Source organism: Arhodomonas sp. KWT2, assembly GCF_041949875.1.
GTDB lineage: Bacteria > Pseudomonadota > Gammaproteobacteria > Nitrococcales > Nitrococcaceae > Arhodomonas > Arhodomonas aquaeolei.
Genome location: NZ_JBHFPQ010000032.1, coordinates 95,372 through 120,281, shown reverse-complemented (window position 1 = coordinate 120,281; position 24,910 = coordinate 95,372). Strand labels below are relative to the sequence as shown.

23 protein-coding genes are annotated in these 24,910 nt (G+C 70.8%); 4 read left to right on the top strand and 19 right to left on the bottom strand.

Features of this window, described 5'->3' with window-relative positions; genetic code table 11:
• Positions 1 to 42: 42 nt before the first annotated feature.
• Entirely contained in the window at positions 43 to 843 is an 801-nt protein-coding gene (locus tag ACEZHJ_RS04570; RefSeq protein WP_018719676.1) for an ABC transporter permease, read from the bottom strand.
• Entirely contained in the window at positions 834 to 1,415 is a 582-nt protein-coding gene (locus tag ACEZHJ_RS04565; RefSeq protein ID WP_018719677.1) for an ATP-binding cassette domain-containing protein, read from the bottom strand. The genes ACEZHJ_RS04570 and ACEZHJ_RS04565 overlap by 10 nt, the downstream gene beginning before the upstream one ends.
• A gap of 149 nt (positions 1,416 to 1,564) precedes the next feature.
• Between ACEZHJ_RS04565 and ACEZHJ_RS04560 the strand changes: the two genes are divergently transcribed.
• Entirely contained in the window at positions 1,565 to 3,223 is a 1,659-nt protein-coding gene (locus ACEZHJ_RS04560; protein ID WP_375036280.1) for a multidrug ABC transporter permease/ATP-binding protein, read from the top strand.
• Positions 3,224 to 3,238: 15 nt separating this feature from the next.
• Here ACEZHJ_RS04560 and fhuB read toward each other — a convergent pair whose 3' ends face one another.
• The 4 genes from fhuB to ACEZHJ_RS04540 all read right to left on the bottom strand — a co-directional run bounded on the left by fhuB (position 3,239) and on the right by ACEZHJ_RS04540 (position 8,844).
• On the bottom strand, positions 3,239 to 5,200 hold the full coding sequence (fhuB, locus tag ACEZHJ_RS04555) for a Fe(3+)-hydroxamate ABC transporter permease FhuB (RefSeq protein WP_163141889.1): 1,962 nt from the start codon (positions 5,198 to 5,200) through the stop codon (positions 3,239 to 3,241).
• Positions 5,200 to 6,090, bottom strand: a complete 891-nt coding sequence (locus ACEZHJ_RS04550) for an ABC transporter substrate-binding protein (RefSeq protein WP_163141891.1) — start codon at positions 6,088 to 6,090, stop codon at positions 5,200 to 5,202. Before ACEZHJ_RS04550 ends, fhuB begins: the two co-directional genes overlap by 1 nt.
• A 1,107-nt stretch (positions 6,091 to 7,197) precedes the next feature.
• Complete coding sequence (locus ACEZHJ_RS04545) at positions 7,198 to 8,472, bottom strand: ammonium transporter (protein ID WP_375036283.1); 1,275 nt, start codon at positions 8,470 to 8,472, stop codon at positions 7,198 to 7,200.
• Positions 8,473 to 8,505: 33 nt separating this feature from the next.
• The gene (locus ACEZHJ_RS04540; protein WP_018719682.1) at positions 8,506 to 8,844 is read right to left on the bottom strand and encodes a P-II family nitrogen regulator; all 339 of its coding nucleotides are present in this window, start codon (positions 8,842 to 8,844) and stop codon (positions 8,506 to 8,508) included.
• 259 nt (positions 8,845 to 9,103) lie between these two features.
• Between ACEZHJ_RS04540 and ACEZHJ_RS04535 the strand changes: the two genes are divergently transcribed.
• Both ACEZHJ_RS04535 and ACEZHJ_RS04530 read left to right on the top strand, forming a co-directional pair.
• On the top strand, positions 9,104 to 9,397 hold the full coding sequence (locus ACEZHJ_RS04535) for an accessory factor UbiK family protein (protein WP_375036279.1): 294 nt from the start codon (positions 9,104 to 9,106) through the stop codon (positions 9,395 to 9,397).
• A gap of 54 nt (positions 9,398 to 9,451) precedes the next feature.
• Positions 9,452 to 10,969 (top strand): YifB family Mg chelatase-like AAA ATPase, encoded by a 1,518-nt coding sequence (locus tag ACEZHJ_RS04530; protein ID WP_375036278.1) that lies wholly within the window; start codon positions 9,452 to 9,454, stop codon positions 10,967 to 10,969.
• A 30-nt stretch (positions 10,970 to 10,999) separates the two neighbouring features.
• Here the strand turns inward: ACEZHJ_RS04530 and ACEZHJ_RS04525 are convergent, their stop codons facing one another.
• The 8 genes from ACEZHJ_RS04525 to fhuF all read right to left on the bottom strand — a co-directional run bounded on the left by ACEZHJ_RS04525 (position 11,000) and on the right by fhuF (position 20,067).
• A complete protein-coding gene (locus ACEZHJ_RS04525) occupies positions 11,000 to 13,132 on the bottom strand; it encodes a putative bifunctional diguanylate cyclase/phosphodiesterase (RefSeq protein ID WP_375036277.1) in 2,133 nt (710 codons plus the stop codon).
• Positions 13,133 to 13,321: 189 nt separating this feature from the next.
• Positions 13,322 to 14,338, bottom strand: coding sequence for an energy transducer TonB (locus tag ACEZHJ_RS04520; protein ID WP_375036276.1), 1,017 nt, complete (start codon positions 14,336 to 14,338; stop codon positions 13,322 to 13,324).
• Complete coding sequence (locus ACEZHJ_RS04515; RefSeq protein WP_259202051.1) at positions 14,335 to 14,721, bottom strand: biopolymer transporter ExbD; 387 nt, start codon at positions 14,719 to 14,721, stop codon at positions 14,335 to 14,337. The genes ACEZHJ_RS04520 and ACEZHJ_RS04515 overlap by 4 nt, the downstream gene beginning before the upstream one ends.
• A complete protein-coding gene (locus ACEZHJ_RS04510; RefSeq protein ID WP_163141835.1) occupies positions 14,722 to 15,117 on the bottom strand; it encodes a biopolymer transporter ExbD in 396 nt (131 codons plus the stop codon).
• Complete coding sequence (locus ACEZHJ_RS04505; RefSeq protein ID WP_163141832.1) at positions 15,107 to 15,826, bottom strand: MotA/TolQ/ExbB proton channel family protein; 720 nt, start codon at positions 15,824 to 15,826, stop codon at positions 15,107 to 15,109. Before ACEZHJ_RS04505 ends, ACEZHJ_RS04510 begins: the two co-directional genes overlap by 11 nt.
• A 152-nt stretch (positions 15,827 to 15,978) precedes the next feature.
• Positions 15,979 to 18,090, bottom strand: a complete 2,112-nt coding sequence (locus ACEZHJ_RS04500; protein WP_163141829.1) for a TonB-dependent siderophore receptor — start codon at positions 18,088 to 18,090, stop codon at positions 15,979 to 15,981.
• 130 nt (positions 18,091 to 18,220) lie between these two features.
• Positions 18,221 to 19,210 (bottom strand): AraC family transcriptional regulator, encoded by a 990-nt coding sequence (locus ACEZHJ_RS04495; RefSeq protein WP_018719161.1) that lies wholly within the window; start codon positions 19,208 to 19,210, stop codon positions 18,221 to 18,223.
• Positions 19,211 to 19,317: 107 nt separating this feature from the next.
• Positions 19,318 to 20,067, bottom strand: coding sequence for a siderophore-iron reductase FhuF (gene fhuF / locus ACEZHJ_RS04490; RefSeq protein ID WP_259202053.1), 750 nt, complete (start codon positions 20,065 to 20,067; stop codon positions 19,318 to 19,320).
• Positions 20,068 to 20,200: 133 nt separating this feature from the next.
• Here fhuF and ACEZHJ_RS04485 point away from each other — a divergent pair, with 133 nt between their 5' ends.
• Positions 20,201 to 21,040 carry an ATP-binding cassette domain-containing protein gene (locus tag ACEZHJ_RS04485; RefSeq protein ID WP_259202054.1) on the top strand — a complete coding sequence of 280 codons (840 nt, stop codon included), beginning with the start codon at positions 20,201 to 20,203 and terminating at the stop codon, positions 21,038 to 21,040.
• On the opposite strand, the gene ureG is transcribed toward ACEZHJ_RS04485, so the two are convergent.
• The 5 genes from ureG to ACEZHJ_RS04460 are packed head-to-tail and all read right to left on the bottom strand — an operon-like array spanning position 21,037 to position 24,888.
• Entirely contained in the window at positions 21,037 to 21,717 is a 681-nt protein-coding gene (ureG, locus tag ACEZHJ_RS04480; RefSeq protein ID WP_375036275.1) for an urease accessory protein UreG, read from the bottom strand. The two genes, ACEZHJ_RS04485 and ureG, sit on opposite strands and share 4 nt — an antisense overlap.
• A gap of 16 nt (positions 21,718 to 21,733) precedes the next feature.
• Positions 21,734 to 22,423 (bottom strand): urease accessory protein UreF, encoded by a 690-nt coding sequence (locus ACEZHJ_RS04475; RefSeq protein WP_375036274.1) that lies wholly within the window; start codon positions 22,421 to 22,423, stop codon positions 21,734 to 21,736.
• Positions 22,398 to 22,847 carry an urease accessory protein UreE gene (gene ureE / locus ACEZHJ_RS04470; protein WP_163143180.1) on the bottom strand — a complete coding sequence of 150 codons (450 nt, stop codon included), beginning with the start codon at positions 22,845 to 22,847 and terminating at the stop codon, positions 22,398 to 22,400. Before ureE ends, ACEZHJ_RS04475 begins: the two co-directional genes overlap by 26 nt.
• A gap of 32 nt (positions 22,848 to 22,879) precedes the next feature.
• Positions 22,880 to 24,583, bottom strand: a complete 1,704-nt coding sequence (gene ureC, locus ACEZHJ_RS04465; protein WP_259202058.1) for an urease subunit alpha — start codon at positions 24,581 to 24,583, stop codon at positions 22,880 to 22,882.
• Complete coding sequence (locus ACEZHJ_RS04460) at positions 24,580 to 24,888, bottom strand: urease subunit beta (protein WP_163142871.1); 309 nt, start codon at positions 24,886 to 24,888, stop codon at positions 24,580 to 24,582. Before ACEZHJ_RS04460 ends, ureC begins: the two co-directional genes overlap by 4 nt.
• Positions 24,889 to 24,910: the final 22 nt, after the last annotated feature.

Genomic DNA, 24,910 nt, shown 5'->3' with positions numbered 1-24,910 from the left:
GCGATCCCGGGGCGGGACCGCCCGCCCCGCCGCCGGCGGTGCCTACCCGGCACCGCTCAGGCGCTCCAGGCGCAGCCGGCCGCGCTCGTCGAACAGCCGCCGTGCGACCAGCCGGTTGGCCAGCAGCGTCCCGGTGCCCGTGCCCACGGTGATCAGCAGGAAGATCAGGATCTGATAGCGCACCGCCTCCCCGGGCGGGCTGCCGGCGAGGATCTGGCCAGTCATCATCCCGGGCAGGCTGACCACCCCGGCGGCGGCCATGGCGTTGATCACCGGGATCATACCGCTGCGCACGCTCTCGCGCCGCAGCGGCGCGATCGCGGCCTGCCAGGGCTCGCCCAGCATCAGCCGGGCCTCGATGGCGGCACGCTGGCGCCAGGCCCCCTCGGTGAGGCGCTCCAGTCCCAGGGCGACGCCGTTCATGGTGTTGCCGAGGAGCATGCCCAGCAGGGGGATAGCGTACTGGGCGCGATACCAGGGCTCCGGGCGGACCAGAACCAGCAGCGCCAGCGCCGCCGTGGCGAAGCTCGCCACGAACATGGCCCCGGCACCGATGCCGTAGCCCCAGCCGCCGGCGAGGGGACGGCGCTGCCGGGCGTGGACCTCGCGGGCGGCGATGAGCAGCATCCCGACGCCGATGAGCACCACCCAGTACCAGTGCGCCAGGGCGAACACGGCCTCCAGCACCAGTCCCACCAGGGCGAGCTGGATCACCATGCGCAGGGCCGCGAGCAGCAGCGCGCGGCTCACCGCCAGGCGCTCAAGCCAGGCGACGCCGCCGAGGGCGAGCACCAGCGCCGCCGCCACCGCGAGATCGGTCACCGACAGCGCGATTACGTCCATGCCGTCTCCGTCAGCCGCCCGCCGGCGGCGATCGTGTACCCCCGGGACGCGACCCGCATCACCTGCTCGCCGTCATGACTCACCCACAGCAGACCGCAGCCGCGCTCCCGCAACCCCGCCAGCCAGTCCTCGGTGCGCCGGGCATTGGCCGGGTCGAGGTTCGCCGTGGGCTCGTCGAGGAGCAGCATGAGGGGACCGCGCACCGCCGCACGCAGGAGGGCGAGGCGCTGGCGCTCGCCGGAGGACAGCCGCGCCACCGGCCAGGCCATCACCCCGGGGTCCAGACCGAGCAGCTCGAAACCGTCGCCGGCGGTGCCGGGGGGGAAATGCTCGTCCACCCGGTCCGCCCACCACGCACTCTCCGCGGGCACGTACATCACCCGCGCCCGCCAGTCCGGTCCGCTCATGGCCTCGCAGGCGACGCCGTCCAGGGCGAGCCGGCCGGCGAACGGGTCGAGGTCGGCGAGCGCGCGCAGAAGCCGGGTCTTGCCGGCCCCCGATGGCCCGGTGAGCGCCACGCACTCGCCGTGCTCCACGCGGAGGTCGTCGACAGTGACCGGACCCGCCTGCATCCCCTCGGCCTGCAATGCCACGCTCGTGCTCCGTCGTTTCGGCGACCAACCCTTATAACGGCAGCTCCGCCGGCCCGGCAAGCTGGTGCCGCGGACGCCACCCGGGCGGTCGCGAACCGCCCGTCACCCCGACACTACCGGTAACCGCCATGGACCTGCTGCGCTTCGTCTTCCGTGAATACGCCCGCGCCTTCATCGGCGTGCTCACTCTGAGCCTGGCGAGCGCCGGCCTCGGCGTGGGCGTGATCGCCTACATCAACCAGCGCCTGATCGCCGGGGATACCCCGGTGTCCGCGCTGCCGGGGCTGCTCGGGCTACTGCTTGCACTGCTCGCGGTCTCCCTCGGCGCCCAGCTCGCGCTCACCACCCTCGGCCATCACTTCGTCTACCGCCTGCGCGCCCGGCTGGTGAAGCGCATCCTCGACACCGATATCGAGCGCCTGGAGGCGCTCGGCAGTGCCCGGCTGCTGGCGAGCCTGTCCAGCGACGTGCGCAACATCACCATCGCCTTCGTGCGCCTGCCGGAACTGGTCCAGGGCATCGTGCTCACCACCGTCTGCGCGATCTACCTCGCCTGGCTGTCGCCACCGCTGCTCGCCGTGACCTCGGTATGGATCGCCCTGACCATGGCCGGGGGGGCATGGCTGGTCTCGCGGGTATACGCCCACCTGCGCGACGTGCGTGAATCGGAGGACCGGCTGTATCGCCACTTCCAGACCGTCATCGACGGCCGCAAGGAGCTCGCACTCAACCGCGACCGCGCCCGGCGACTCTTCGAGGGCGACTACGACGAGGCCGCCCGGGACTACCGCCACCACGTCATCCGCGCCGACACCTTCCACCTGAGCGCCAACAACTGGACCAACATCATGATGCTCGGGGCCATCGGCGTGGTCTTCTTCCTCGCCAACGGCCTGGGCTGGGCGGACACCGCGGCGGCCGCGACCTTCTCGCTGACCCTGCTGTTCCTGCGCACGCCGCTCATCCAGGCCGTCGGCGCATGGCCCACGCTCACCGCTGCCCGGGTCGCCTTCGAGAAGCTCGACCGCCTGACCCTCGCGGACTACGAACCGGGCTTTCCCGCACCGGCACCGGAGCCGGACTGGCAGGCGCTGGCCCTGCGCGGGGTGAGCTACCGCTACCCCGCCACGACCGGCGACGGCTTCGCCGTCGGGCCGATCGACCTGACCCTGCGCCGCGGCGAACAGGTCTTCCTGATCGGCGGCAACGGCAGCGGCAAATCCACCCTCGCACGCCTGCTCGTCGGGCTGGTCGAGCCCCACGAGGGCGCGCTGCAGGTCGACGGGCGCACGGTGACGGCGGCGCAGCGGCATGCCTACCGGGCCCGGTTCGCCAGCGTGTTCACGGACTTCCACCTGTTCGGCGAGCTCCTGGGTCCCGACGGCGCGGCGCCGGACGATGCCCTCGTGGCGGCGTGGACCGAGCACCTGGGGATGACGCATACCGGTGCGCTGGAGGACGGGCGGATCGCCAGCACCCGGCTGTCCCAGGGCCAGCGCAAGCGCCTGGCGCTGCTGCTCGCGATCGCGGAGTCCCGTGACGTGCTGCTGCTCGACGAGTGGGCCGCGGACCAGGACCCGGAGTTCCGGCGGGTGTTCTACCGCGAGGTCCTGCCGCGGCTGCGGGACATGGGCAAGACGGTGTTCGCGATCAGCCACGACGACCAGTACTTCCAGCATGCCGACCGGCTGCTGGAGATGCGCGACGGCCAGCTGGTGGAGCTCACCGGCGCCCAGCGCGAGGCGGCCAGCCGGGATGCCGTGGCCCGGCTGCAGCGCGGCGGCTGAGCGCCGCCGGGCGGCTCACAGCCGGCGCAGGCCCCACATGAAGTAGGCGCCGCCGAGCAGCGAGGCCACCAGCCCCGCCGGCACCTCCTGGGGGAAGAGCAGCTGCCGGCCCACCCAGTCCGCGAGGACCATGAGGGTCGCACCGCACAGCGCCGCCCCGGCGAGGTGGGCGCGGGCCCGGGCGAAACCCAGAAGCCGCGCCATGTGCGGGGCGAGCAGACCGACGAAGCTCAGCGGCCCCACCACCAGCGTCGCGCAGGCCGTGAGCCCGGCCACGAGCAACAGCAGCACCAGCCGTGCGCGGCGCACGCCCACGCCCAGCGCCTGCGCCGTCGACGCCCCCAGGGGCAGCAGCTCCAGCCAGCGCACCAGCGGCCAGCTCGCCAGCCCCAGCGCCCCGGCCAGTACGGCCACGGTGACCGCGCCGGTGAGGTCGACGTAGTAGGTCGAGCCGGACAGCCACGCCAGCACCCGCTGGCCACGCGGGTCGCCGCCGGCCAGGACGATGCCGCGCACGGCATCGAACAGTGCCGTGACCGCCACGCCGCTGAGCAGCAGCCGGTCCGGGCGCAGGCCGCTGCGGTGGTTGAGCGCGATCAGCGCCGCGAGCACCGCGAGCGCACCGAGGGTGCCCACCGCCACCAGCGTCACCCCGCCGGGGGCGGGCAGCAGGAAGATCGCCGCCATCAGCGCAATGGCGCTGCCACCGCTGATACCCAGCACCTCCGGGCTCGCCATCGGGTTGGCGGTGATGCGCTGGATCAACGTACCGGCAACAGCGAGCATCACCCCGCTCGCCGCAGCGGCGATGACCCGTGGTGCCCGCCACTGGAGCACCCCCCAGTCGAACGGCGCCGTCCACGCCCAGCCCCCGGTGGCACGGCCCAGATACAGCGCGAGCACGAGGCCCGCCGCCAGTAGGAGGACGATCACCGCCGCGAGCCGGGCGGGGGCCGGATGCCGGCGGCCGATCCCGTGACCGCCGGCCGCGGCCGTGCCGCCGCCCAGACGCAGCCGCGGGATGAGCCAGAGCAGCAGCGGGGCGCCCAGCGCCGCGGTGGTCGATCCCGTCGGGATGAGGGTGGGCAGCACCCCCGCGAAACGCTGGAGCAGCAGGTCCGTGGTCGCCAGCAGCAGCGCCCCGATCAGGGTCGACCAGACCAGGCGCTGACCGAGCCGGCGCGCCCCGGCGAGGTAGGCGAGGTTCGGGGCGGCCAGGCCGACGAAACCGATGATCCCCACCGTGGCGACCACGCTGGCGGTGAGAAACACCGCCAGCGCCAGGCCAGCGAGACGCAGGCGCCGCAGCGGAATGCCGAGGCTGCGCACGCTGGCGTCGTCCAGTGCGAGCACCGTCAGCGGGCGCAGCAGCAGCCACGCCAGCGCGCCACCGAGGATCAGCCGCGGGGCCAGGAAGGCCGCCCCGCCCCAGCCGGTCTGCGCCAGCGAGCCCGCGCCCCAGATCAGCAGGCCCTTGAGGGCCTCCTGGTGGAAGAGCAGCAGCACCATGCCGAGGGCGCCGAAATAGAGATTCACCACCAGTCCGGCAAGCACCACCACCACCGGTGCCAGCGCCTGGCGCCAGGCCAGGGCGAACACCAGTGCCATGGACAGGCCGCCACCGGCCACCGCCACCCACTCGCGCCCCGCCCCCAGGAGCCCGGGCGCCGTGAGGGTCGCGACCATCAACGCGAGGTTCGCGCCGCTGGCCACACCGAGGGTGGTCGGCGCCGCGATGGGATTACGCAGGATCTGCTGCATGAGCACGCCGGCGAGCGCCAGCGCGCCGCCGGCGAGCAGCGCAGTCGCCAGACGCGGCCACCAGGCGAAGAACAGCGCGAGGGACGCCTGGTCCGCGCCCGGCCCGGCGGCGAGGACCGAGACCCCCTCGGCAATACCGCCGCCGGCGTGGAGCCCGGCGAACGCCAGGACGAGCAGGGCCAACGCGAACAGCCCGCAGGCACGTGCCGGCGTCATCAGTGCGCGTCCTCCCGCTGTCGGTCGTCCAGGGCGTCGACGAGGTGCAGGGCAAAGCGACGCGCCGAGGGCAGCGCGCCGAAGCTCCACACCGGCGGCAGGCGGACCACGTCGCCGCGGGTCACGCTGGGCAGCGACTGCCACAGGCCGTTGTCCGCCAGCGTCCGCTCCACCCCGGCCGGGAACGGCTCGATCACGACGATCCGGGCGTCGATCCCGGCCAGCGCCTCCAGGCCGACCAGCGAAAAGCCCCAGTAGTTGGTCGGGCCCGACCACGCGTTGCGCAGCCCCAGCCGGTCGAGCACCACCTGGTACAGGCCGTTCTCCCCGAACACCCGCACATGGCGGGCATCCATGAACTGCACCATCAGCAGCGGCCGCACGTCCCGCCCCGCGATCCGCCCGCGGCAGTCGGCGAACACCTCGCGGGTGCGGCGGATCAGCCGCTCCGCCGCCGCCTCGCGGTCCACCAGGGTGCCGAGCCGGCGGGTCAGCGCGAGCATCTGCTCCCAGGTGTCGCTATCCGGGGTGTAGAGCGCGAACTCGCTCACCGGCGCGATACGCTCGAGCCGCGGTGTCAGCGAGGTGAACATGCGCGATATGAGGATGCGGTCCGGCGCCAGCCGGGCGAGGCGTTCCATGTTCGGCTGCATGCGCAGCCCCAGGTCCGCCACCGAGTCCGGCAGACGCGGCTTGCCCACCCACGCCCGGTAGGCATCCACCTGAGCCACCGCGAGGGGCGTGACACCGAGGCCGAGGAGCGTCTCCGCGAGGGTCCAGTCTACCGTCGCCACCGCCGGGGGCGCGGCGCGGCCACGCCCGGGCACGAGGGCAACGATCACGGCGAGCAGCATCAGCGCGGCGGTGGCACGCAGCGGACGATCGGCCATGGGCTCCACGGACGCTCGGGGTGGGCGGCCCGGTGACCACGGATGCGCCTGGCACCGGCCACCGGATGGAGCCGGCATTCTATGGTAAACGGGAATTATTCGCAAAATGGAATGACAGGGGCCATCGCAACGTCACGGCAAGCACCGGCCGGTAGGTCGGGCACATGCGTTTCCTGCCCGGGCGGCGCCCCCGCAACCGCCATTCCCGCCCCGGCGATTGCCGGCTGCCTGCGGGCAACCGATCCACACCAGAAGCGGTCCGCGTAGGTCGTGCACCGTAAGGTGTGCGACGTCTCGATGGTTTGCGCGGGGATGTCGCACACGGCCAGAGGCCGTGCACGACCTACGCGTCTATGGAATCCACCGTCGAGAACACGCGGCCGGTTGCTTCGGGCAGCCGACCGTAGCGGGATATCCCACGGGATGCGGCACAACGTCGCGGGAAACGTCGGGCATGTGCGTCATATGGCCGGAAGGCGGCCCCCGCGACCGCCGTTCCCGACCCGGCGGTGTCGGTCGCCTTCGCGCAGCGGAACGACCGTGGATACCGTCCCGCGAGTCACGCGAGTTGCGGGGCACACGGTGTCTGGTCCTTGATGACGCCGAAGCAGATCGGGACGGGCTTGCACATGGCCGGCGCAGGCGCTGGCAGAACGCGCGCACATCGGGGTCGTAAGGGCGGAAGCTCGAGGCAGTCGACGTTGCCGGCACCGCAGGACGGGATGCTGGCTGCCAGGAGCCGCCAACCCACGGGAACTCGCGTAGGTCGTGCGCCGCAGGCGTGCGACATTCCGGCGCGGTCATTGAAGATGTCGCACACGGCCCGCGGCCGTGCACGACCTACCGGTCTGCCTGGAGCGGCCAACCCGGGCGGCCTGTCACCGCCCGGGATTCCTGCCGCAGGTCGGCTGCTCGAAGGCAACCGACAATTCCCCACCGAGGCCGGTGCGATCGCGGACATGCACTGGCCAGTGACCGACACGGGGCGACTCGTGCGTCCTGCTCAGCCCCGCGATCCGTCCGGGCACGGTGCGATCAACCATAAAAACGCCCCGGGACCGAGCGGTCCCGGGGCGTGGTCACGGGCAGGTCATGCCTGCCGCGGTATCAGGAGATCTTGGTGAACTCCGGATAGGCCTCGAGACCGCACTCACCGATGTCGACGCCCTCGGTCTCCTCCTCCTCGGAGACCCGGATACCGCACACCGCCTTGAGGATGGCCCAGACGATGAGGCTGGTCACGAACACCCACACGAAGATGGTGAGCGCACCGACGATCTGGCCGACGAAGGTCGCCCCGTCGTTGGTGATCGGCACGATCAGCAGGCCGAAGACGCCGACCACGCCGTGCACCGAAATGGCGCCGACCGGGTCGTCGATCTTCAGCTTGTCGACGGCGACGATGCTGAACACCACGATCACACCGGCGATCACGCCGAAGATGGTCGCGGCCAGCGGCGACGGCGTGGACGGCTCGGCGGTGATGGCCACCAGGCCCGCAAGCGCGCCGTTGAGCAGCATGGTCAGGTCGGCCTTGCCGAAGGCGAGACGTGCGGTGATCAGCGCGGCGACCGCACCGCCGGCGGCGGCGGTGTTGGTGTTCAGGAACACCATGGCCACGGAGTTGGCGCTGGCGATATCGCCGAGCTTGAGCACGGAGCCGCCGTTGAAGCCGAACCAGCCGAGCCAGAGGACGAAGGTGCCGAGGGTCGCGAGCGGCAGGTTGGCACCCGGGATGGCGCGGATCTCGCCCTTGGGCCCGTACTTGCCCTTACGCGGGCCAAGCAGCAGCACGCCGGCCAGGGCCGCAGCCGCACCCGCCATGTGCACGATGCCGGAGCCGGCAAAGTCGGAGAAGCCGAGGTCACCCAGCGAGTACATGCCGAACACGGCCTTACCGCCCCAGGTCCAGGCACCCTCCATGGGGTAGATGAAGCCGGTCATGACGACCGCGAAACCGAGGAAGACCCAGAGCTTCATGCGCTCGGCCACCGCACCGGAGACGATGGACATGGCCGTGGCGACGAACACCACCTGGAAGAAGAAGTCCGAGGCGGCGGCGTAGACCGAGCCGCCGTTGAACCCGGCCTCGGCGGACGCATCCAGTGTCTCCTGGACGTAATTGGAGCCACCCGCGATGCCGGAGAGGAAGATATCGCCGCCGTACATGATCGCGTAGCCGCAGATCAGGTACATGATGCAGGCGACGGCGTACAGCGCCATGTTCTTGGTCAGGATCTCGGCGGTGTTCTTCGCCCGCACCAGCCCCGACTCGAGCATCGCGAAGCCGGCGGCCATCCACATGACCAGGGCACCGCAGACGAGGAAGTAGAAGGTATCGATAGCGTACTGAAGCTCAAAGATCTGATTTTCCACGATCAGGCCTCCATTCGGTTATTCGTGTGACGCCGCCGGTCAGAGCGCGTCCTTGCCCGACTCACCCGTGCGGATACGGATGGCCTGTTCCAGCGGAAAGACGAAGATCTTGCCGTCGCCGATCTTGCCGGTATTGGCGGCCTTCGCCACCGCCTCCACGGCCTGATCGACGAGAGCGTCATCGAGGGCGACCTCGATCTTCATCTTGGGGAGGAAATCCACGACGTACTCGGCGCCGCGGTAGAGCTCGGTGTGGCCCTTCTGACGCCCGAAACCCTTGACCTCCGTGACAGTGATGCCGCGCACCCCGATGTCGGAGAGCGCCTCGCGAACGTCGTCCAGCCTGAACGGCTTGATAATGGCAGTGAGCAGCTTCATTGCAGTTCTCCTGAGAATGCGCCGGCGAATCCGGCACTGCGCAACACTCACACCGCCATAAGCAGAGCCCGTGCCAACTTGATTTTGTACATACAAAACAGTTAGTTATCGATATCCCCAAATAACATGTCCCGTTGCGGTGCAACGCGTTAGCACCATTTTGGTGCGCCCCGTTTTGGTCGTCCCGCCCCCCTTGGTGCATTCGCGCACAGGCCGCGGCCGGCGTAGAATCCGGCGTCACGGCATAAGGAGGCCCGTCATGCTCAGCCCGAAACAGCTCGACGAAATGGCCCGACGCGTCAGCGAGCACCTGCCCGGTGGCGTGCGCGAGTTCCAGCAGGAGATCGAGAAGAACACCCGCACTGCCCTGCAGTCGGCGTTCTCGCGCATGGAGCTGGTGACCCGCGAGGAGTTCGACGCCCAGGCGAAGGTGCTTGCGCGGACCCGCGCGAAGCTGGAGGCCCTGGAACGCCGAGTCGCCGAACTGGAAGGCGGACCGGCCGGCGGAGACGCCGCCGTTTCCGGCGACGAGACGGAATCCGGCGGCGCCTGACGCCGCCTGCGGCGGGGGCAGGACGGCCCCCGCACCGGGAACAGGGAGGTTCGCGTGTCCCTAGCAGTCGTGAACGGCCGCGCCGGTGTCGGCGTGGAGGCGCCGCCGGTGGCGGTGGAGGTCCACCTCGCCGGCGGCCTGCCGTCGCTCACCATCGTCGGCCTGCCCGAGACCGCGGTGAAGGAGTCCCGCGAGCGCGTGCGCAGCGCGCTGGTGATGAGCGGCTTCGACTTCCCGCCGCGCCGGGTGACCATCAACCTCGCCCCGGCGGACCTGCCCAAGGACGGCGGACGCTTCGACCTGCCCATCGCCCTCGGCATCCTCGCCGCGTCCGGCCAGATCCCGGCCGATGCCCTCGACGGGCTGGAATTCGCCGGCGAGCTGGCACTGACCGGCGCCCTGCGCGGCATCTCCGGTGCCCTGCCGTTCGCGGTGCACTGCCAGCGCGCCGGCCGCCGGGCCGTCCTGCCCCGCGACAGCGCCGCCGAGGCCGCCCTCGTGGGGACGGGCCGCGTCCTCACCGCGGACCACCTCCTCGACGTCTGCGCCCACCTCACCGCCCGCACCCCGCTCGCCGTGGCGACGCCGCCACCCGCCGGTCGAGGCCCTTCGGTGGCGGACCTCGCCGATGTCCGCGGCCAGCAGCAGGCCCGGCGCTGCCTGGAGATCGCCGCCGCGGGCGGTCACTCGCTGCTGCTGTGCGGCCCGCCGGGCACCGGCAAGAGCATGCTCGCCGCACGCCTGCCCGGCATCCTGCCGCCAATGACCGAGCAGGAGAGTCTGGAGAGCGCGACCGTCGCCTCGGTGAGCGACGGCGGCTTCGACCCGGCACGCTGGGGGGTACGCCCGTTCCGGGCGCCGCACCACTCCGCCTCCCACGTCGCGCTCGCCGGCGGCGGCGGCCGTCCGAGGCCCGGCGAGGTCTCGCTGGCGCATAACGGCGTACTGTTCCTCGACGAGCTCCCGGAGTTCAGCCGCCGGGCACTGGAGATGCTGCGCGAACCGCTGGAGACGGGGCAGGTCGAGATCTCACGGGCCGCCGCCAAGGTCCGCTACCCGGCGACCTTCCAGTTGGTGGCGGCGATGAACCCGTGCCCGTGCGGCCACCTGGGCGACCCGGGGGGCGAATGCCGCTGCACCCCCGACCAGATTGCCCGCTACCAGGGCCGGCTCAGCGGCCCCCTGCTCGATCGCATCGACCTGTTCTGTTCGGTGCCGCGGCTGGCGCCGACGGAGCTGCGGGCGAGCCCGCCGGGAGAGGACAGCGCCACGGTGCGCGCCCGGGTCGCGGAGACGAGACGTCGCCAGCACGAGCGCGATGACGCGCCGGCGGCCGCCCTGCCGCCGGGGGTGCTGGAGGATCGCTGCCGGCTGGACGCCACCGCGGCCGCCCTGCTCGACCAGGCCGGCGAGCGCCTCGGACTCACCGCCCGGGGGATCCACCGCTGCCTGCGCGTCGCCCGCACGATCGCGGACCTCGCCGGCAGCGACGCGGTCACCGCCACCCACGTGGCCGAGGCGGTCGGCTACCGGGAACGTCGTGGCACAAGTGAGGCCGCGGCACCCCGGTGACGGCGTCGCCGGCGCATCCGGACAAACGGATCAGGGCAGCTCGATGTACCCGCGCCGGAGCACGGCCTCGAGGTCGTCGGCGGATGCCGGTGCCGCGGCGAGAAATCCCTGGAGATCGCCGCACCCCAGGCGGCGCACCGCCTCGAGCTGCTCCGGCGTCTCCACGCCCTCGGCCACCGTGGTCAGACCCATGCTCGCCGCGAGGGCGACGATGGTCTCCACCAGTCCCAGATCCATGGGATCACCGGGGATATCGCGCACGAAGGACTGATCCACCTTGAGGCAGTCCACCGGCAACCGCTTGAGGTAGCTGAGCGATGAGTAGCCGGTGCCGAAATCATCGATGGCGACGCGCACGCCGTGGCCCTTGAGCTCGGTGAGCTTCACGGTGTTGGCCTCGGCATCGCGCATCGCCGCACTCTCGGTAACCTCCACCTCCAGGGCATCGCCGGGCAGCCCGCAGGCCGCGAGCGCGGCAAGAACGGTGGCGACGAAGTCGTCTTGCTGCAGCGTGAGCGCGGAGATGTTCACGCCGACCCTCAGATTCAGTCCCCGGCTGCGCCAGTCCCGGGCCTGAACGCAGGCGGTGTTCAGGACCAGCCGGTCCAGTGCGTGGACGAGCCCGGTCTGCTCCGCCAGGGGAACGAACTCCGCCGGCGACACCCAGCCCCTGTCGGGACGGTGCCAGCGGGCCAGTGCCTCCAGGCCGGTGATCCGGCCGTCGCGGACGTCCACCCGCGGCTGGTAGTGCAGCTCGATGTCCTGCGCGGCGATGGCCTCGCGCAGGGCACGCTCCAGCGCGACCCGCTCCTGCACATGGTTCGCCTGGGCACGCCGGAAAACACAGTAGCCGAGGCCACCGAGCTTGGCCTCGTACATGGCGATGTCGGCGTTCTTGAGCAGCTCCGGCAGGGTCGCACCGTGCTCCGGATAGTGGACCAGGCCGATGCTCGTCCCCAGCTCGGCGCTCAACGAGCCGTGGCGGAAAGGGCGCTCGAAGCACTCGAGCACGCGGCGGGCCTCGGTCTCGAGGATCGCCTCGTCCGCCCCAGGGATCAGGACCGCGAACTCGTCGCCGCCCAGGCGGGCCAGCAGATACCTCTCCGGCAGGACCTCGCGCAGCCGCCCGGCCACCTGCTGAAGCAGGGCATCGCCGTGCTCATGGCCCTGAGTGTCGTTGATGTCCTTGAAGCGGTTGAGGTCCATGTACATCACGCCCAGCGGTTCACCCCGGTCGTCCGCCCGCGCGAGCAGGGCGCTGCCGCGGGCATGGAGGAGGCGACGGTTGGGCAGCCCGGTCAGGGGGTCGTAGTGGGCGAGCTCCTCGATACGGCGCTCGCGCTGCCGGCGCTCGGTGATGTCGTTCCAGACCACGTACAGCGCGGTGCGACCGCGGAACGCCATGGTGGTAAGCGTGACCTCGCAGGGGAAGGGTTCGCCGTCCGCCCGCAAATGGGTCCACTCGAAGCGGTGGAAGTGCCGTTCGTAGGCGATTCGCACCATCTCGGCGGCCTTGTCGCAGGAGCGCTGGCCGTCGGGCTGGAACTCGGGGGAGATGTCACAGGGCCGGCGCCCCAGGATATGGTCCCGGTCCGGCTGCCGGAGTATGTGCAGGGTCGCCGGATTGCAGTCGGCAAACGTGTCGTCGTCGAGGATGAGGATGGCGTCCTCGGAGGCCTCGAAGACGCTGCGGAACATCGCCTCGCGTTCCTCGAGCTGGCGCTCGTGGCGGCGGCGCTCGGTGATATCGAGCATGACGCCGACGATCCCGCCGGGAGCGCCGGCGTCATCCGGGAAGACCGCCTTGTGGAAGGAGATGTCCCGCTCGCTGCCATCGGTGAAACGGACCCGCGTCTCGTAGACCTGGACGCCACCGCTGGCGAGCAGGGCCCGGTCCGCTTCCTCGTAGACGGCGGCGAGATGCGGTGGCGCAAGGTCGTACACGCCCTTGCCGGCCACCTCCTCCGGGGCGCGCCCGAGGATGCCGCGGGCGAAGGCCTCGTTGCAGCCGATATAACGGCACTCGGCGTCCTTGAAGAAAACCGGTGCCGGGATGGCGTCGACGATCCGCTGCAGGAGGCGGCCGGCCTGGCAGCCGTCTCCCGGACAGTCGCCGCCCCCCGCGCTGTGCTCCCCCGAAGACCTGGCTTGATCTGCGTCCATTTCCCGCTCTGAATTGTCTCGCCGCAGCGGCAGTCCCTGCCCCGTTGAATCGTCCCGTGCCCCCGGTTCGCATCCCTGGCCGGGGGCCCGGTGCTCTGCGCTGACACTACCCGTGATCGCGACAGTATTCCACGAACATGACGGCAGCGGGGAGCGGCGCCGCGCCCGGAGCGGGCGCGGGACCCTTCGTCAGCGGTTGGAGAGACGGTAATCGACGGGAATCACGATCTGCCGGCCGACCAGGCCGGGCGGCGGTGCCGGCAGCGGGGAGGCGGAACGCACCATTCGCAGGGCCGCGCGATCCAGCGTACGACTGCCGGAGCCGCGCACGATCTCCAGGCCCTCGACGCTTCCGTCCGCGGCGATGCGCATCGCCACTCGGACGACCCCCTCTTCGCGGCGTAATCTTGCCCGGCGGGGGTAATGCTTGTGTCGCTCGAACAGCGCGACCAGCGAGCTGAGGTAGCCCTTGTTACCCGCGGCACCGGGATCCCCGGCATTTCCGCCCCCGGGCGCCCCCCCGCCGCCCGGGGACGCCGCCCGCTTACCACCGGGGCGGCCGGCCACCCCCTCCGACCCGCCGGTTGACTCGCCGTCCGGCGAGCCCGCTGTCTCGGCGGGCTCTTCCGTCCCCGCATCCGGTTTGCCCGCGGGCCCGGAATCCGATGACGCCGCAGGTTCCGGTTCCGGCTTGGTTTCCGGCTTGGTTTCCGGCTTGGGTTCCGGCTTGGGTTTCGGCTCCGGTTTCGGCTCCGGTTTCGGCTCCGGTTTCGGCTCCGGTTTCGGCTCCGGTTTCGGCTCAGGCTTCGGCTCAGGCTTCGGCTCAGGCTTCGGCTCAGGCTTCGGCTCAGGCTTCGGCTCAGGCTTCGGCTCAGGCTTCGGCTCAGGCTTCGGCTCAGGCTTCGGCTCAGGCTTCGGCTCAGGCTTCGGCTCAGGCTCGGGTGCGACCTTCGCCATCGCCTCCGCCGGGGGCCCCTGTGGCTGCGCGTCCTCGGACGATGCCTGTTCCACGGCGCCGCCCTTGCGGAGCCCGCCATCGCCGACCATCGCCAGTTCGAGGGTGACGGGTCCGCCGCCGCCACCGCCGGCGCCACCGCCTCCACCGCCGCCCACGGGCACACGCCACAGCCCCCACAGGAGGAGGGCGTGAGCGGCCAGGGATACCCCCAGCCCAGCCAGCAGGAAACGTCTATTGCCGTGGATCATGTCGAGCGTAGCGTGATCAGCGTCACCCGCTTCACCCCGGCCGCGCGCAACCGGGCCAGCACCGGCATCAGCTCACGGCTGGCGACGGCGGCATCCGCGCGGATAACCACCCGGACGGGCGGCTCGGCACCGAGGCGTTCATCGAGCCCGTCGAGGCTGACCCGCTCGCCACGCCAGGCGAGCTCACCCGCCGGACCAACGAGCAGGTCGGTCTCGGAGTCGGCCGATGCCCCCGCCTCGGTGTCCGGGGGACGCACGGGGAATGTTTCCGGTGGGGTCATGGTACCCGCCACCATGAAGAATACGAGCAGCAGGAAGATGATGTTGATCAGCGGCAGCAGGTCATCGCCCTGCCGCCGCGGCGAGGGCCGCGGGAGCTGCATTCACCGCCCCCCGTCGTCGTCGAGGAGGCGCACACCCTCCACGCCGCGGGCGCGCAGTCCCTCCAGAACACTCACGAGCCGCTGCAACCGCGTCTCCGGGGCGGGATCGAGATAGACAGTGGCCGGCGCATTCGCCCCCCGGACCGCGCCCGCCAGGGCATCCAGCCCCTCGTAACGGCTGCCGTCGAGGGTCGCGCCGTCAGGCAATACCCGCACGATCGCGGTACGCACGTCGCTCTCGCCCCCGCTGCCGCCGCCGCTGACCGTGACGTCCACGCGCCCCCAGTCGACGAGGCGCGAGACGAGCATGAAGAACACCAGCAGGATGAACACGACGTCAATGAGCGGTGTAAGGCTCGGCGCATGCCGCCGCCGGCCCGGCGGCTCAATACGCATTGGCGGCCCTGTCGCCGGCCTCCGCCACGGCCGCCGGCGCCGCCGTGGCGGCACCGGCACCCTGATCGGCCGGCGCGGCGGCATGGGTGAACACCCGGGTCACCGCGTCCTCCAGCCGCGTTCGGAAACGCTCCACCCGGGCATCCAGCCACGCGTGGGCGAACAATGCCGGAATGGCGACGATGAGGCCGGCGGCGGTGGTCAAAAGCGCCTGCCAGATGCCACCGGAGAGCACCGACGGGTCCGGCTGGCTGCCAGCGGCGGAGAGCTGCTGGAAGGCGGCGATCATACCGAGGACCGTGCCCAGCAGCCCCAGCAGCGGACTGAGCTGGGCGATCAGCTCCAGCGGTGTCAGCCCGCTGCGCAGGCGCTGGATCAGCGCGACAGACTGGCGGACCACCTCCTCGCGCACCTGCTCATCGTTCACCGACGGATCCCGCGTGCCGCGCATCGCCACGGCCACCACCGGCGCTGCCGGCTCGGCGCTCGAGGCGACGGTCTCAAGTGCCTCACGCCGCGCCTGTCCGCGCCAGGCGGTGAGCGCTGCCTCCACCTCGCGGAACCGCCCCAGCCCGGCACTCACGAACTGCAGACATTTGCCCGCAATCAGGGCGAGGGCCACAACCGACAGCACGCCCAGCACCCAGAGCACGGGCCCACCGGCCTCCACGAGCGTGAACAGCCCCGGTGAGGCAGTTTGCGGCGACATGACGACCTCCGATCCAGCCGTGGCAAGAGAAGGGCTATAGAGTACGAATAATGGGAATCATTATCAAACTCAACCGCGCATTGATCCCCGCGACACGGGCCGCGCGGAGGTGGCGTGCGGACACGCCACCTCCGCGCCTGCCGCCAGGCGCGCTAGAAGCGGTAGGTGAGCGTCGCCCGGACGGTCCGCTCGCGACCGTAGTAGCAATAGTTGAGGTCGTAGCAGGAGGCGATGTACTCCCGATCGAAGAGGTTGGAGACGTTGAGCTGCGCACTCATGCCGTCGATGCCGACTCGGGAGAAATCGTAACCGAGCATGGCATCGACCACAGCGTAGTCCGGCACCTTCTCGGTGTTCTCCTCATCCGCCTGGATATCGGCGCTGTAGCGCACGCCGACGCCGGAACGCAGACCGGCGAGCGCGCCCTCGTGGAACGTGTAGTTCCCCCACAGCGACACCTCGTGCTCCGGCACCTGATTGGCGGCGTTGCCCTCGGTGCCGTCCTCGGTCTCCTCGTAGGTGACGTCGGTGTAGGTATAGCCCCCCTGCACGGACAGGTTCTCGGTGAGGCGGCTGCGCACCTCGAGCTCCACGCCCTGGGAGCGGATCTCGCCGACCGCGCGGTAGAAGGTCTCGTCCGGGTCCTTGGTGGAGACGTTTTCCTGGGTGATATGGAAGACCGAGACACTGTAGCGGTCGCTGGTGCCCGGCGGCTGGTACTTCAGCCCCGCCTCCACCTGCTCGCCCTCGGTGGGCTCCAGCAGATCGCCGTCCTGATCGGTGGTCGCGTTGGGCGAGAAAGAGGTGGAGTAGCTCAGGTACGGCGAGACACCGTTGTCAAAGAGATAGAGTGCGCCGGCGCGGCCGCTGAACTGGGTGTCGTCCAGCTCGCTGGTGGTACCCGCGGTCTTGTTGGTGTTCTCGATATCGACCCAGTCGTGGCGGCCGCCGACGACGAAACGCCAGTTGCCAACCGCCATCTGGTCCTGGAGGTAGGCGCCGGTCTGGCGGAGCTCCCGGTCATGGCGGGCCGCATAGGTGAGCGTGACGTCGTTGCCGTACTGCGGGTCGGTGACGTCCAGGCTCGCCACGCTGCCCTGCGTCCAGAGGACGTCGTTGTCCCGGTGCTGGTAATCCACGCCGACCAGTACGGTGTGCTCGACCGGGCCGCTGTCCAGCTCGGCGGTGAGCTGGTTGTCCATCGTCCAGGCGGACAGGTCCTCCTCGGCGCCGTAGTAATAACGACCGAGCTCAGTGTCGGAGATCCAGCCCGTCGCGGCGACCTGGTCCAGGCTGACGTCGGAGTTCAGGTAGCGGACCTTCTGGCGGAATTCCCAGCGCTCGTTGAACGCATGCTCGAACTCATAGCCGAACATACGCTGGGTGCGCTCGAACTCGTCGTAATCAGGCTCGCCCTCGTAGAAGGTGTTATCGAGACTGATGCCGGCATGATCATCGACGGTCCCCTCGTAGGGCAGGCCGGAGTGGTACCCTCCCTCCGGGTCCTTCTGGAAGAAGCCCAGAAGGGTTAGATCGGTGTCCGGGGAGATGTCCCACGTCAGCGACGGCGCGAAGGCATAGCGCTCCTGCTCGACGGGGCCGAACTGGGTATCCTCGGCGCTGCCGAGGCCGGTCAGCCGGTAGGCGACGTCCTCGCCGGCCGGGCCGGTCAGGTCGAACGCCGCACTGCGCTGATCGTTGTTGCCGACGCGGAAACGCACCTCGCCGCTGCGCTCGAACTCGGGCCGCTTGCTGCTCAGCGCCACGATCCCGCCGGGGGAGGAGCGGCCGTACAGCACGGCGGCGGGTCCCTTGACCACCTCGATGTCCTGCAGGAAATACGGGTCGATGCTCATCGAGCTGTAGGAACCGCTGTCCCCCATGATCTTGAGGCCGTCGAGGAACGTGTTGTTGATGCTGCCGTCGGCGAAGCCGCGCAGCACCAGATAATCGTAGCGGCCGGACGCGCCGATCTGGTTGGTGAACACACCGGGGGTATAGTTGGCGGCGCGCTGCACGCTGTCGGCGGCCTTCTCCTCGATGTCCTCGCGGGTGATCAGCGACACCGCCTGGGGCGTCTCGATGAACGGCGTCTCCGTCTTTGTCGCCGCCTCGCCGGTCACGGTAATGGGCAGAACCAGCTGGGTGTCATCGGCGCCCTGCTGAACGTCGTCCGTGCCCTGCTGGGCCGCCGCCGCCAGCGGCAGCAGCGATACGCCGAGTAGCCAGGCCGTTCCCCGCCGGGCCGATCGGGAGATCTGCATATCAACTCCTCGCTTATCGTCCAAAGGCATTAGCGCTAGTGAGAATTATTCCTTTTCAAGCGCAGTCATGCCTTTGGGTCGCGCCGCAAAGGCTATGCGGGATGGCAGGCCTGCCCGCCCGATACGGGCGTCACCGCACAGCGCTGGGCGTCAGCCCATAGCGCTGACGGAAGGCCGTGGCAAAGTTCGTGGCATGACGGTAGCCGGCACGGTTGGCCGCCTGCTGGACGCTCAGTCCGTCGCGCAGCGCCCGGTGCGCCTGCTCCAGCCGGCGCTCGCGGAGGTAGTCGAACACCGAGCGCCCGTAGGCACGGCGGAACTTCGCGCGCAGGGTGCTGGGGCTCATGCAGGCCAGTCCCGCCAGCGCCTTGAGGGTGTGGGGCTCGCCCGGGTACTCGTCGAGGTACTCGCGCACGCGCTCGAGCAGCCGCCAGTCGCGGCCACGGGGTGCCGGCACCGGGCCCGGGAGGGCCTGCCCGCGCCCGGCGAGCCCCTGGGCGACGAGCTGCAGGGCGAGCCCCTCGGCCATCAGGGGCAGTGCCGGCGCGGCGGGCGCGCTGGCGATCCACTCCGCCAGCGACAGCCGCAGCCCGTAAGGCACCGACACCGGCCACAGCCCGCCGCCGCGGGACCGGAACAGCGGATCCACGCTGCCGGCGAGGCGTGGGTCATTCTCCAGGGAATCCCTGAGCAGGGTGAGGTTCACCGCCCGCACCCGCTGGTCTGCCGGGTGACGCGCCCGCAGCGACTGGTTGCGGTCATAGGCGAGGAGCAGCCCGTCACCGGCGGTGAGGGTGTGCCGGCTCGCGCCGAGCGCCAGTTCGGCGCGGCCCTCCAGGAGCACGATGATCGACACGTGCGCCGGCGCCTCCGGGCGGGCGTGGGCTTCATAGGTACGGCGCACGAACAGATCGGAGCCCACCATCTGCAGCCCCCGCCAGGGCTGGCGCTCGGCCACACGGCCCTCCGCCACTGTCTGGTCCGGCGGCACGTGCCCCTCGCCGGAGACCCGGTGACTCAGGTTGTAACGATGCTCATAGGCAGTCAGGTCGGCGACGGTCAGGCGCTGTCCCGGAGCGGGTTGCTCGGCCGCCACGGCAGCAGTGACGGTATCGGCCATAAGGGTTCCCCCCGGCTGGGTCGTCAGGGCGTGCGCAGAGGTACCTCTGGGCACTTCATTTTATGAATGATAATGCTTTTCATTCCATACCTCCACCCGGGTGCCGCTCACTCCCCGGGCGGCGGCGCCGCCAGCCGGGGACAGTTGCCGCACAGCCCGTACTCCGGGAGCAGGTCGCGGATGCAGCACATGCGCCGCTGCCGCCAGGAGCGGCGCCCACCCTCGCCGTCCGGCACATCAAGGTAGCGCACGGGCTGATGAAGGGGATTACGGGTTCCGTCCGGCCGGCGGGACGCGGCAAGCAGCGCATACGCGTCGTCGACGCCGCCCGGCGACAACCCGGCCTCCGCCAGGCGCCCGATGACGAATTCCAGGTAGTTGCCCGCGTTGCTCCAGAGCACCCGCGCCGAGAGGCGCTCGTGGCGGGCAAGGGCTGTGACGACAGGGCTCAGGTGATCGTCGAGCAGGTGAGCGAAGCGCTCGAACGGGCCGTCCGGAGTGGCCTCGAACGGCCCACCGGGGCCCGGCAGGTGGAACGCCTGCACATCGCCCCCGGTGCCGACGGCGACGCCGACGGGCTCCGGCGGCACCGGCACCCGCCAGCCCTGGACCGCCGCCGTGGCCACCGGCAGGATCAGCCGCGCGAAGTAGAACTTGCTCCACTGCGAGACCACGGCCCGGCGGGCCGACGGCACGAATCCCGGATGCATCCGTTCCAGGTACGGCTCCAGGCCGCCCGCCTCCAGCAGTGCCGGCACGGGGACGGTCACGTCCGAATCCGGTGCCTCCGCGGCCACGAGCCACTCGCCGTAGGCCGCGAACTCACCGGGAAACAGGGGCTCGAGAGCGGGGATCACGGCGGTCGCTCGATCAGTAGTGGCGTTCGGGAGAATCAGTCTATCGCCTTCCTGCGCAATTGATAACCATTCCCGTTATGGCTATCATCGACACGGTTCCCACTGGGCAAGCGGACAGCAGGCGGACGCGGACGTGTTTGAGGTCAAGGGGGCGAGTTTCGAGGTCGAGGGCCGGCGCATTCTCCAGCCCACCGACCTTTCGCTGGAAGCGGGTCTTGTCTACGGGCTGATCGGGCACAACGGCTCCGGGAAGTCGACCCTGGTCAAGCTTCTCGCGGGGCAGCATTCCCCCTCCGGCGGCATGATCCGCTTTCAGGGCCGTGAGCTATCGCGCTGGGGCGGGCGCGCCTTCGCACGCGAGGTGGCCTACCTCCCCCAGCGCCTGCCGGACACCGAGAGCCTGACCGGCCGCGAGCTGGTGGCCCTGGGACGCTATCCGTGGCACGGCCTGCTGCGCCGCCTCGGCGACGAGGACCGCCACCACATCGACCGGGCCATGGCACTGACCCAGACCGAGCCGTTCGCGGAGCGCATGGTGGACACCCTCTCCGGCGGCGAACGCCAGCGCGTATGGCTGGCCATGCTGCTCGCCCAGGGCAGCCGGTTCCTGATCCTCGACGAGCCCCTCACCGCGCTGGACATCGCCCACCAGGTGGAGATGCTGGCGCTGATCCGGCGGCTCAGCCACGAGCTCGGGCTCGGCGTGGTCATCGTGCTGCACGACATCAACATGGCCGCACACTACTGCGACCAGCTCATCGCGCTGCGCCAGGGCCGGCTCCTGGCCGAGGGGACCCCGGACGCCATGATGGAGGAGGCCACCCTCCGGGACATCTACGGCATCCCCATGGAGGTCGTGCCGCACCCGGAGAACGGCCTGCCGGTCGCGCTTGTGCACTACACCCGGCCGGAGGACACCGGCCGGACCTCCGCCCAGGAGCCACCGACGGACCGGTACGCCGCCGGCGGCTAGTCTTTCGCCGCGGTCGCGCCCGTCTCCTCCGGCGAAACGCCGCTCGCGGGCAGATCCTCCGCCTGCGTCTCCAGCATCCCCTCGCGCAGGATGAAGCTGATCACCCCGGTGAGCCCCTCCTCGCGGGCGAGGCTGGTGAAGCAGAACGGCCGCTCGCCGCGCATCGCGCGGGCGTCACGCTCCATGACCGACAGCGAGGCGCCGACGTGGGGCGCCAGGTCGGTCTTGTTGATCACCAGCAGGTCCGAGCCGGTGATCCCGGGGCCGCCCTTGCGCGGGATCTTGTCGCCGGCGCTGACGTCGATGACGTAGAGGGTAAGGTCCGAGAGCTCGGGGCTGAAGGTCGCGGACAGGTTGTCGCCGCCGGACTCGATGAGCACGGCGTCCAGCCCGGGGAACCGGGCCTGGAGGTCCGCCACGGCGGTGAGGTTCATGGAGGCGTCCTCGCGGATCGCGGTATGCGGGCAGCCGCCGGTCTCCACGCCGACGATGCGGCCCTCGGGCAGGGCGTGGTGACGGCCCAGGAAATCCGCGTCCTCGCGGGTATAGATGTCGTTGGTGACCACCGCGAGGGAGAAGCGCTCCCGCAACGCGCGACACAGCGCCAGGGTGAGGGCGGTCTTGCCCGAGCCCACCGGGCCGCCGATACCGATGCGAAGGGGGTCGGTGCGGGTCATCGTGATTCTCCGTGGTTCAGCTGCGGAACAGTCGGGTGTACTGGGTCTCGTGGCGGCTGCTGGCGATGGCCACACCCGGGGCCGAGCCGCCGAGGGCCTCGTCCGCGAGCCCCAGCGCGGCGCGGGTCCACTCCGGCACCCGGACGCCGAGCTCGAAGAGCACCCGCTGGCCCGCGGACTGGCCGAGGGGGATGAGCTTCACCCCGGCGGCAACCTGGTTCTCCAGCCAGGTCCAGAGATAGCCCGCCGCGGCATCCTCGACACGGATATCCCAGCGGCTGGCGGCGAGGGCGAACAGCGTCGCCCAGCTGGTGCGCCCCGGGGCGTCCCAGTCGCCGGCGTCGCTCTCGCCGAGGCTGACGAGCAGCCGCGCCAGCGCCCGGCCCATGTGCTCGTCCTCGGCGCGCAGCTCCGCGGTCTCCCGCGCGGCACGCAGCCAGTCGGTCCAGTAGCCCAGCCCCTCGGCATCCCCCGCCGTCCAGGCACGCATCAGCCGCGCCAGCGCCGGCAGGTCCACCGGCACCAGCAGCGCGCCGGCCTGCCCGGCGAGCCAGTCCGCGAGGTCGGAACCGTCGCGCACCGCGCCGTCCGCCACCGCCGTCTCCAGCCCGGCCGAGTAGGCGTACGCCCCCACCGGCAGGGTCGGACTGATGAGCTGCCACAGCCGCAGGGTGGCCGGATCAGGCATGGTCGTGGTGGTGGCCATGCCCGTGGCCGTAGGCCCCCGCTTCGGGCTCGAAGGGGGCGGACTCGTGGTGCACCGCCAGGCCGAGACCGGCGGCCATGGCGTCGAGGACGTGGTCGCGGCGGTAACGCAGCCAGCCCTCGCCGACCTGCAGTGGCACATGCCGGTTACCCAGGTGATAGGCGCCCCGCGCCAGGGTCGTGGGGTCTCCGGCGGTCACCGTGGACACGGCCTCGGCGGCGGCGGCGACCCGGACCACCGGGGCGCCGTCGCCGCCGAGGCGGTCGCCGTCGCGCAGCAGGGAGCCCCGCGGCAGATGCACCCCGGCATCCCGGCCGTCGTCCAGGGTGGCGCGGAAGCGGCTCTTCTGCCGGGTCTCGAAGGGCAGGGTCAGCACTGCCTCCGCGGACCGCACGTCGTCGTATCGTTCCGTGAGCTCGATCACGCTCGTCGTCTCCGTATCGTCGCCGCCCGCGCTCAGAAGAGGTAGTAGCGCTGGGCGAGGGGCAGCTCCTCGAGGGGCTCGCAGGTCAGGCGCTCGCCGTCGGCGCGGACCTGGTAGGTCTGCGGATCGACCTCGATGCTCGGCTGCCAGTCGTTGAGCTTCATGTCCGCCTTGGTCACCGTGCGACAGCCGGCGACGGCCACCGTGCGCTTGGCAAGGCCGAGACGGTCGGCGACGCCGGCCCTCGCCGCCGCCGCGGAGACGAAGGTCACCGCGGTCTCGGCGAGCGCGCCGCCGTAGGCGCCGAACATGGGCCGGTAGTGCACCGGCTGAGGCGTGGGGATGGAGGCGTTGGGGTCGCCCATCGGGGCGGCGGCGATCATCCCGCCCTTGACGATGACCCCCGGCTTGGCGCCGAAGAACGCCGGCTTCCAGAGCACCAGGTCGGCGAGCTTGCCGACGGCCACCGACCCCACCTCGTGGGCGATGCCGTGGGTGATCGCCGGGTTGATGGTGTACTTCGCGACGTAGCGGCGGGCACGGAAGTTGTCGTTGCGCTCGCTGTCCTCCGGCAGGGCACCGAACTGGCGCTTCATCTTGTGCGCGGTCTGCCAGGTGCGCGATACCACCTCGCCGACCCGGCCCATGGCCTGGGAGTCGGAGGCGATCATCGAGAACGCCCCGCGGTCGTGGAAGATGTCCTCCGCGGCGATGGTCTCGCGGCGGATGCGCGACTCGGCGAAGGCCACGTCCTCCGGAATCGCCGGGTCCAGGTGGTGGCAGACCATGAGCATGTCGAGATGCTCGTCGATGGTGTTCACCGTGTACGGCCGCGTCGGGTTGGTGCTCGACGGCAGCACGTTGGCCTCGCCGGCCGCCTTGATGATGTCCGGTGCGTGGCCGCCGCCCGCCCCCTCGGTGTGATAGGTGTGGATGGTCCGGCCCTTGAACGCGGCGATGGTGTCCTCGACGAAGCCGGACTCGTTGAGGGTGTCCGTGTGGATCGCCACCTGCACGTCGTAGGCATCGGCCACGGTGAGGCAGTTGTCGATGGCCGCCGGCGTGGTGCCCCAGTCCTCGTGGAGCTTGAGCCCCATGGCGCCGGCGCTGATCTGCTCGCGCAGCGGCTCCGGCAGGCTGGCGTTGCCCTTGCCCAGGAAGCCCAGGTTCATGGGGAACGCGTCCGCGGCCTGGAGCATGCGCGAGATGTTCCACGCCCCGGGGGTGCAGGTGGTGGCATTGGTGCCAGTGGCGGGCCCGGTGCCGCCGCCGAGCATGGTGGTGACCCCGGACATCAGCGCCTCCTCCACCAGCTGCGGGCAGACGAAGTGGATGTGCGCGTCGATGCCGCCGGCGGTGACGATGCTGCCCTCGGCGGCGATCACCTCGGTGCCCGGGCCGACGACGATGTCCACGCCGGGCTGGGTGTCCGGATTGCCGGCCTTGCCGATCCCGGCGATGCGCCCGTCGCGGATGCCGATGTCCGCCTTGACCACGCCCCAGTGATCGAGGATCAGGGCGTTGGTGATCACCAGGTCGACGACCTCGGCACCGCTGCGCTGACTCTGGCCCATGCCGTCGCGGATGACCTTGCCGCCGCCGAACTTCACCTCGTCGCCGTAGACGGTGTGGTCGCGCTCGACCTCGATGACCAGGTCGGTGTCGCCGAGGCGCACCCGGTCGCCGGTGGTGGGCCCGTACATCTGGGCGTAGGCGTCACGTTCTATGCGCGTCATTTCACCGCCCCCATGACCTCACCGCGGAACCCCACCACGCGGCGCTCGCCGGCATAGGCCACCAGGGTGACCGTGCGCGACTGCCCGGGCTCGAAGCGCACCGCGGTCCCCGCCGGGATGTCCAGCCGGAAGCCGAGCGCCTGGTCCCGGTCGAAGGACAGTGTCGGGTTGGTCTCGTGGAAGTGGTAGTGCGAGCCGACCTGCACGGGCCGGTCGCCGGTATTGGCCACGCTCAGGGTACGCCGCTCGCGGCCCTGGTTGAGTTCGATCCCGCCGTCGGCGGGGATGATCTCGCCTGGAATCATTGCCGGTCTCCTCTCCCGCGCG

Coding starts and splice junctions, on each gene's coding strand:
- ACEZHJ_RS04570 (WP_018719676.1), bottom strand. CDS start 843: ATGGACGTAATCGCGCTGTCGGTGACCGATCTCGCGGTGGCGGCGGCG.
- ACEZHJ_RS04565 (WP_018719677.1), bottom strand. CDS start 1,415: ATGCAGGCGGGTCCGGTCACTGTCGACGACCTCCGCGTGGAGCACGGC.
- ACEZHJ_RS04560 (WP_375036280.1), top strand. CDS start 1,565: ATGGACCTGCTGCGCTTCGTCTTCCGTGAATACGCCCGCGCCTTCATC.
- fhuB (WP_163141889.1), bottom strand. CDS start 5,200: ATGACGCCGGCACGTGCCTGCGGGCTGTTCGCGTTGGCCCTGCTCGTC.
- ACEZHJ_RS04550 (WP_163141891.1), bottom strand. CDS start 6,090: ATGGCCGATCGTCCGCTGCGTGCCACCGCCGCGCTGATGCTGCTCGCC.
- ACEZHJ_RS04540 (WP_018719682.1), bottom strand. CDS start 8,844: ATGAAGCTGCTCACTGCCATTATCAAGCCGTTCAGGCTGGACGACGTT.
- ACEZHJ_RS04535 (WP_375036279.1), top strand. CDS start 9,104: ATGCTCAGCCCGAAACAGCTCGACGAAATGGCCCGACGCGTCAGCGAG.
- ACEZHJ_RS04525 (WP_375036277.1), bottom strand. CDS start 13,132: ATGGACGCAGATCAAGCCAGGTCTTCGGGGGAGCACAGCGCGGGGGGC.
- ACEZHJ_RS04520 (WP_375036276.1), bottom strand. CDS start 14,338: ATGATCCACGGCAATAGACGTTTCCTGCTGGCTGGGCTGGGGGTATCC.
- ACEZHJ_RS04515 (WP_259202051.1), bottom strand. CDS start 14,721: ATGCAGCTCCCGCGGCCCTCGCCGCGGCGGCAGGGCGATGACCTGCTG.
- ACEZHJ_RS04510 (WP_163141835.1), bottom strand. CDS start 15,117: ATGCGTATTGAGCCGCCGGGCCGGCGGCGGCATGCGCCGAGCCTTACA.
- ACEZHJ_RS04505 (WP_163141832.1), bottom strand. CDS start 15,826: ATGTCGCCGCAAACTGCCTCACCGGGGCTGTTCACGCTCGTGGAGGCC.
- ACEZHJ_RS04500 (WP_163141829.1), bottom strand. CDS start 18,090: ATGCAGATCTCCCGATCGGCCCGGCGGGGAACGGCCTGGCTACTCGGC.
- ACEZHJ_RS04495 (WP_018719161.1), bottom strand. CDS start 19,210: ATGGCCGATACCGTCACTGCTGCCGTGGCGGCCGAGCAACCCGCTCCG.
- ureG (WP_375036275.1), bottom strand. CDS start 21,717: ATGACCCGCACCGACCCCCTTCGCATCGGTATCGGCGGCCCGGTGGGC.
- ACEZHJ_RS04475 (WP_375036274.1), bottom strand. CDS start 22,423: ATGGCCACCACCACGACCATGCCTGATCCGGCCACCCTGCGGCTGTGG.
- ureC (WP_259202058.1), bottom strand. CDS start 24,583: ATGACGCGCATAGAACGTGACGCCTACGCCCAGATGTACGGGCCCACC.
- ACEZHJ_RS04460 (WP_163142871.1), bottom strand. CDS start 24,888: ATGATTCCAGGCGAGATCATCCCCGCCGACGGCGGGATCGAACTCAAC.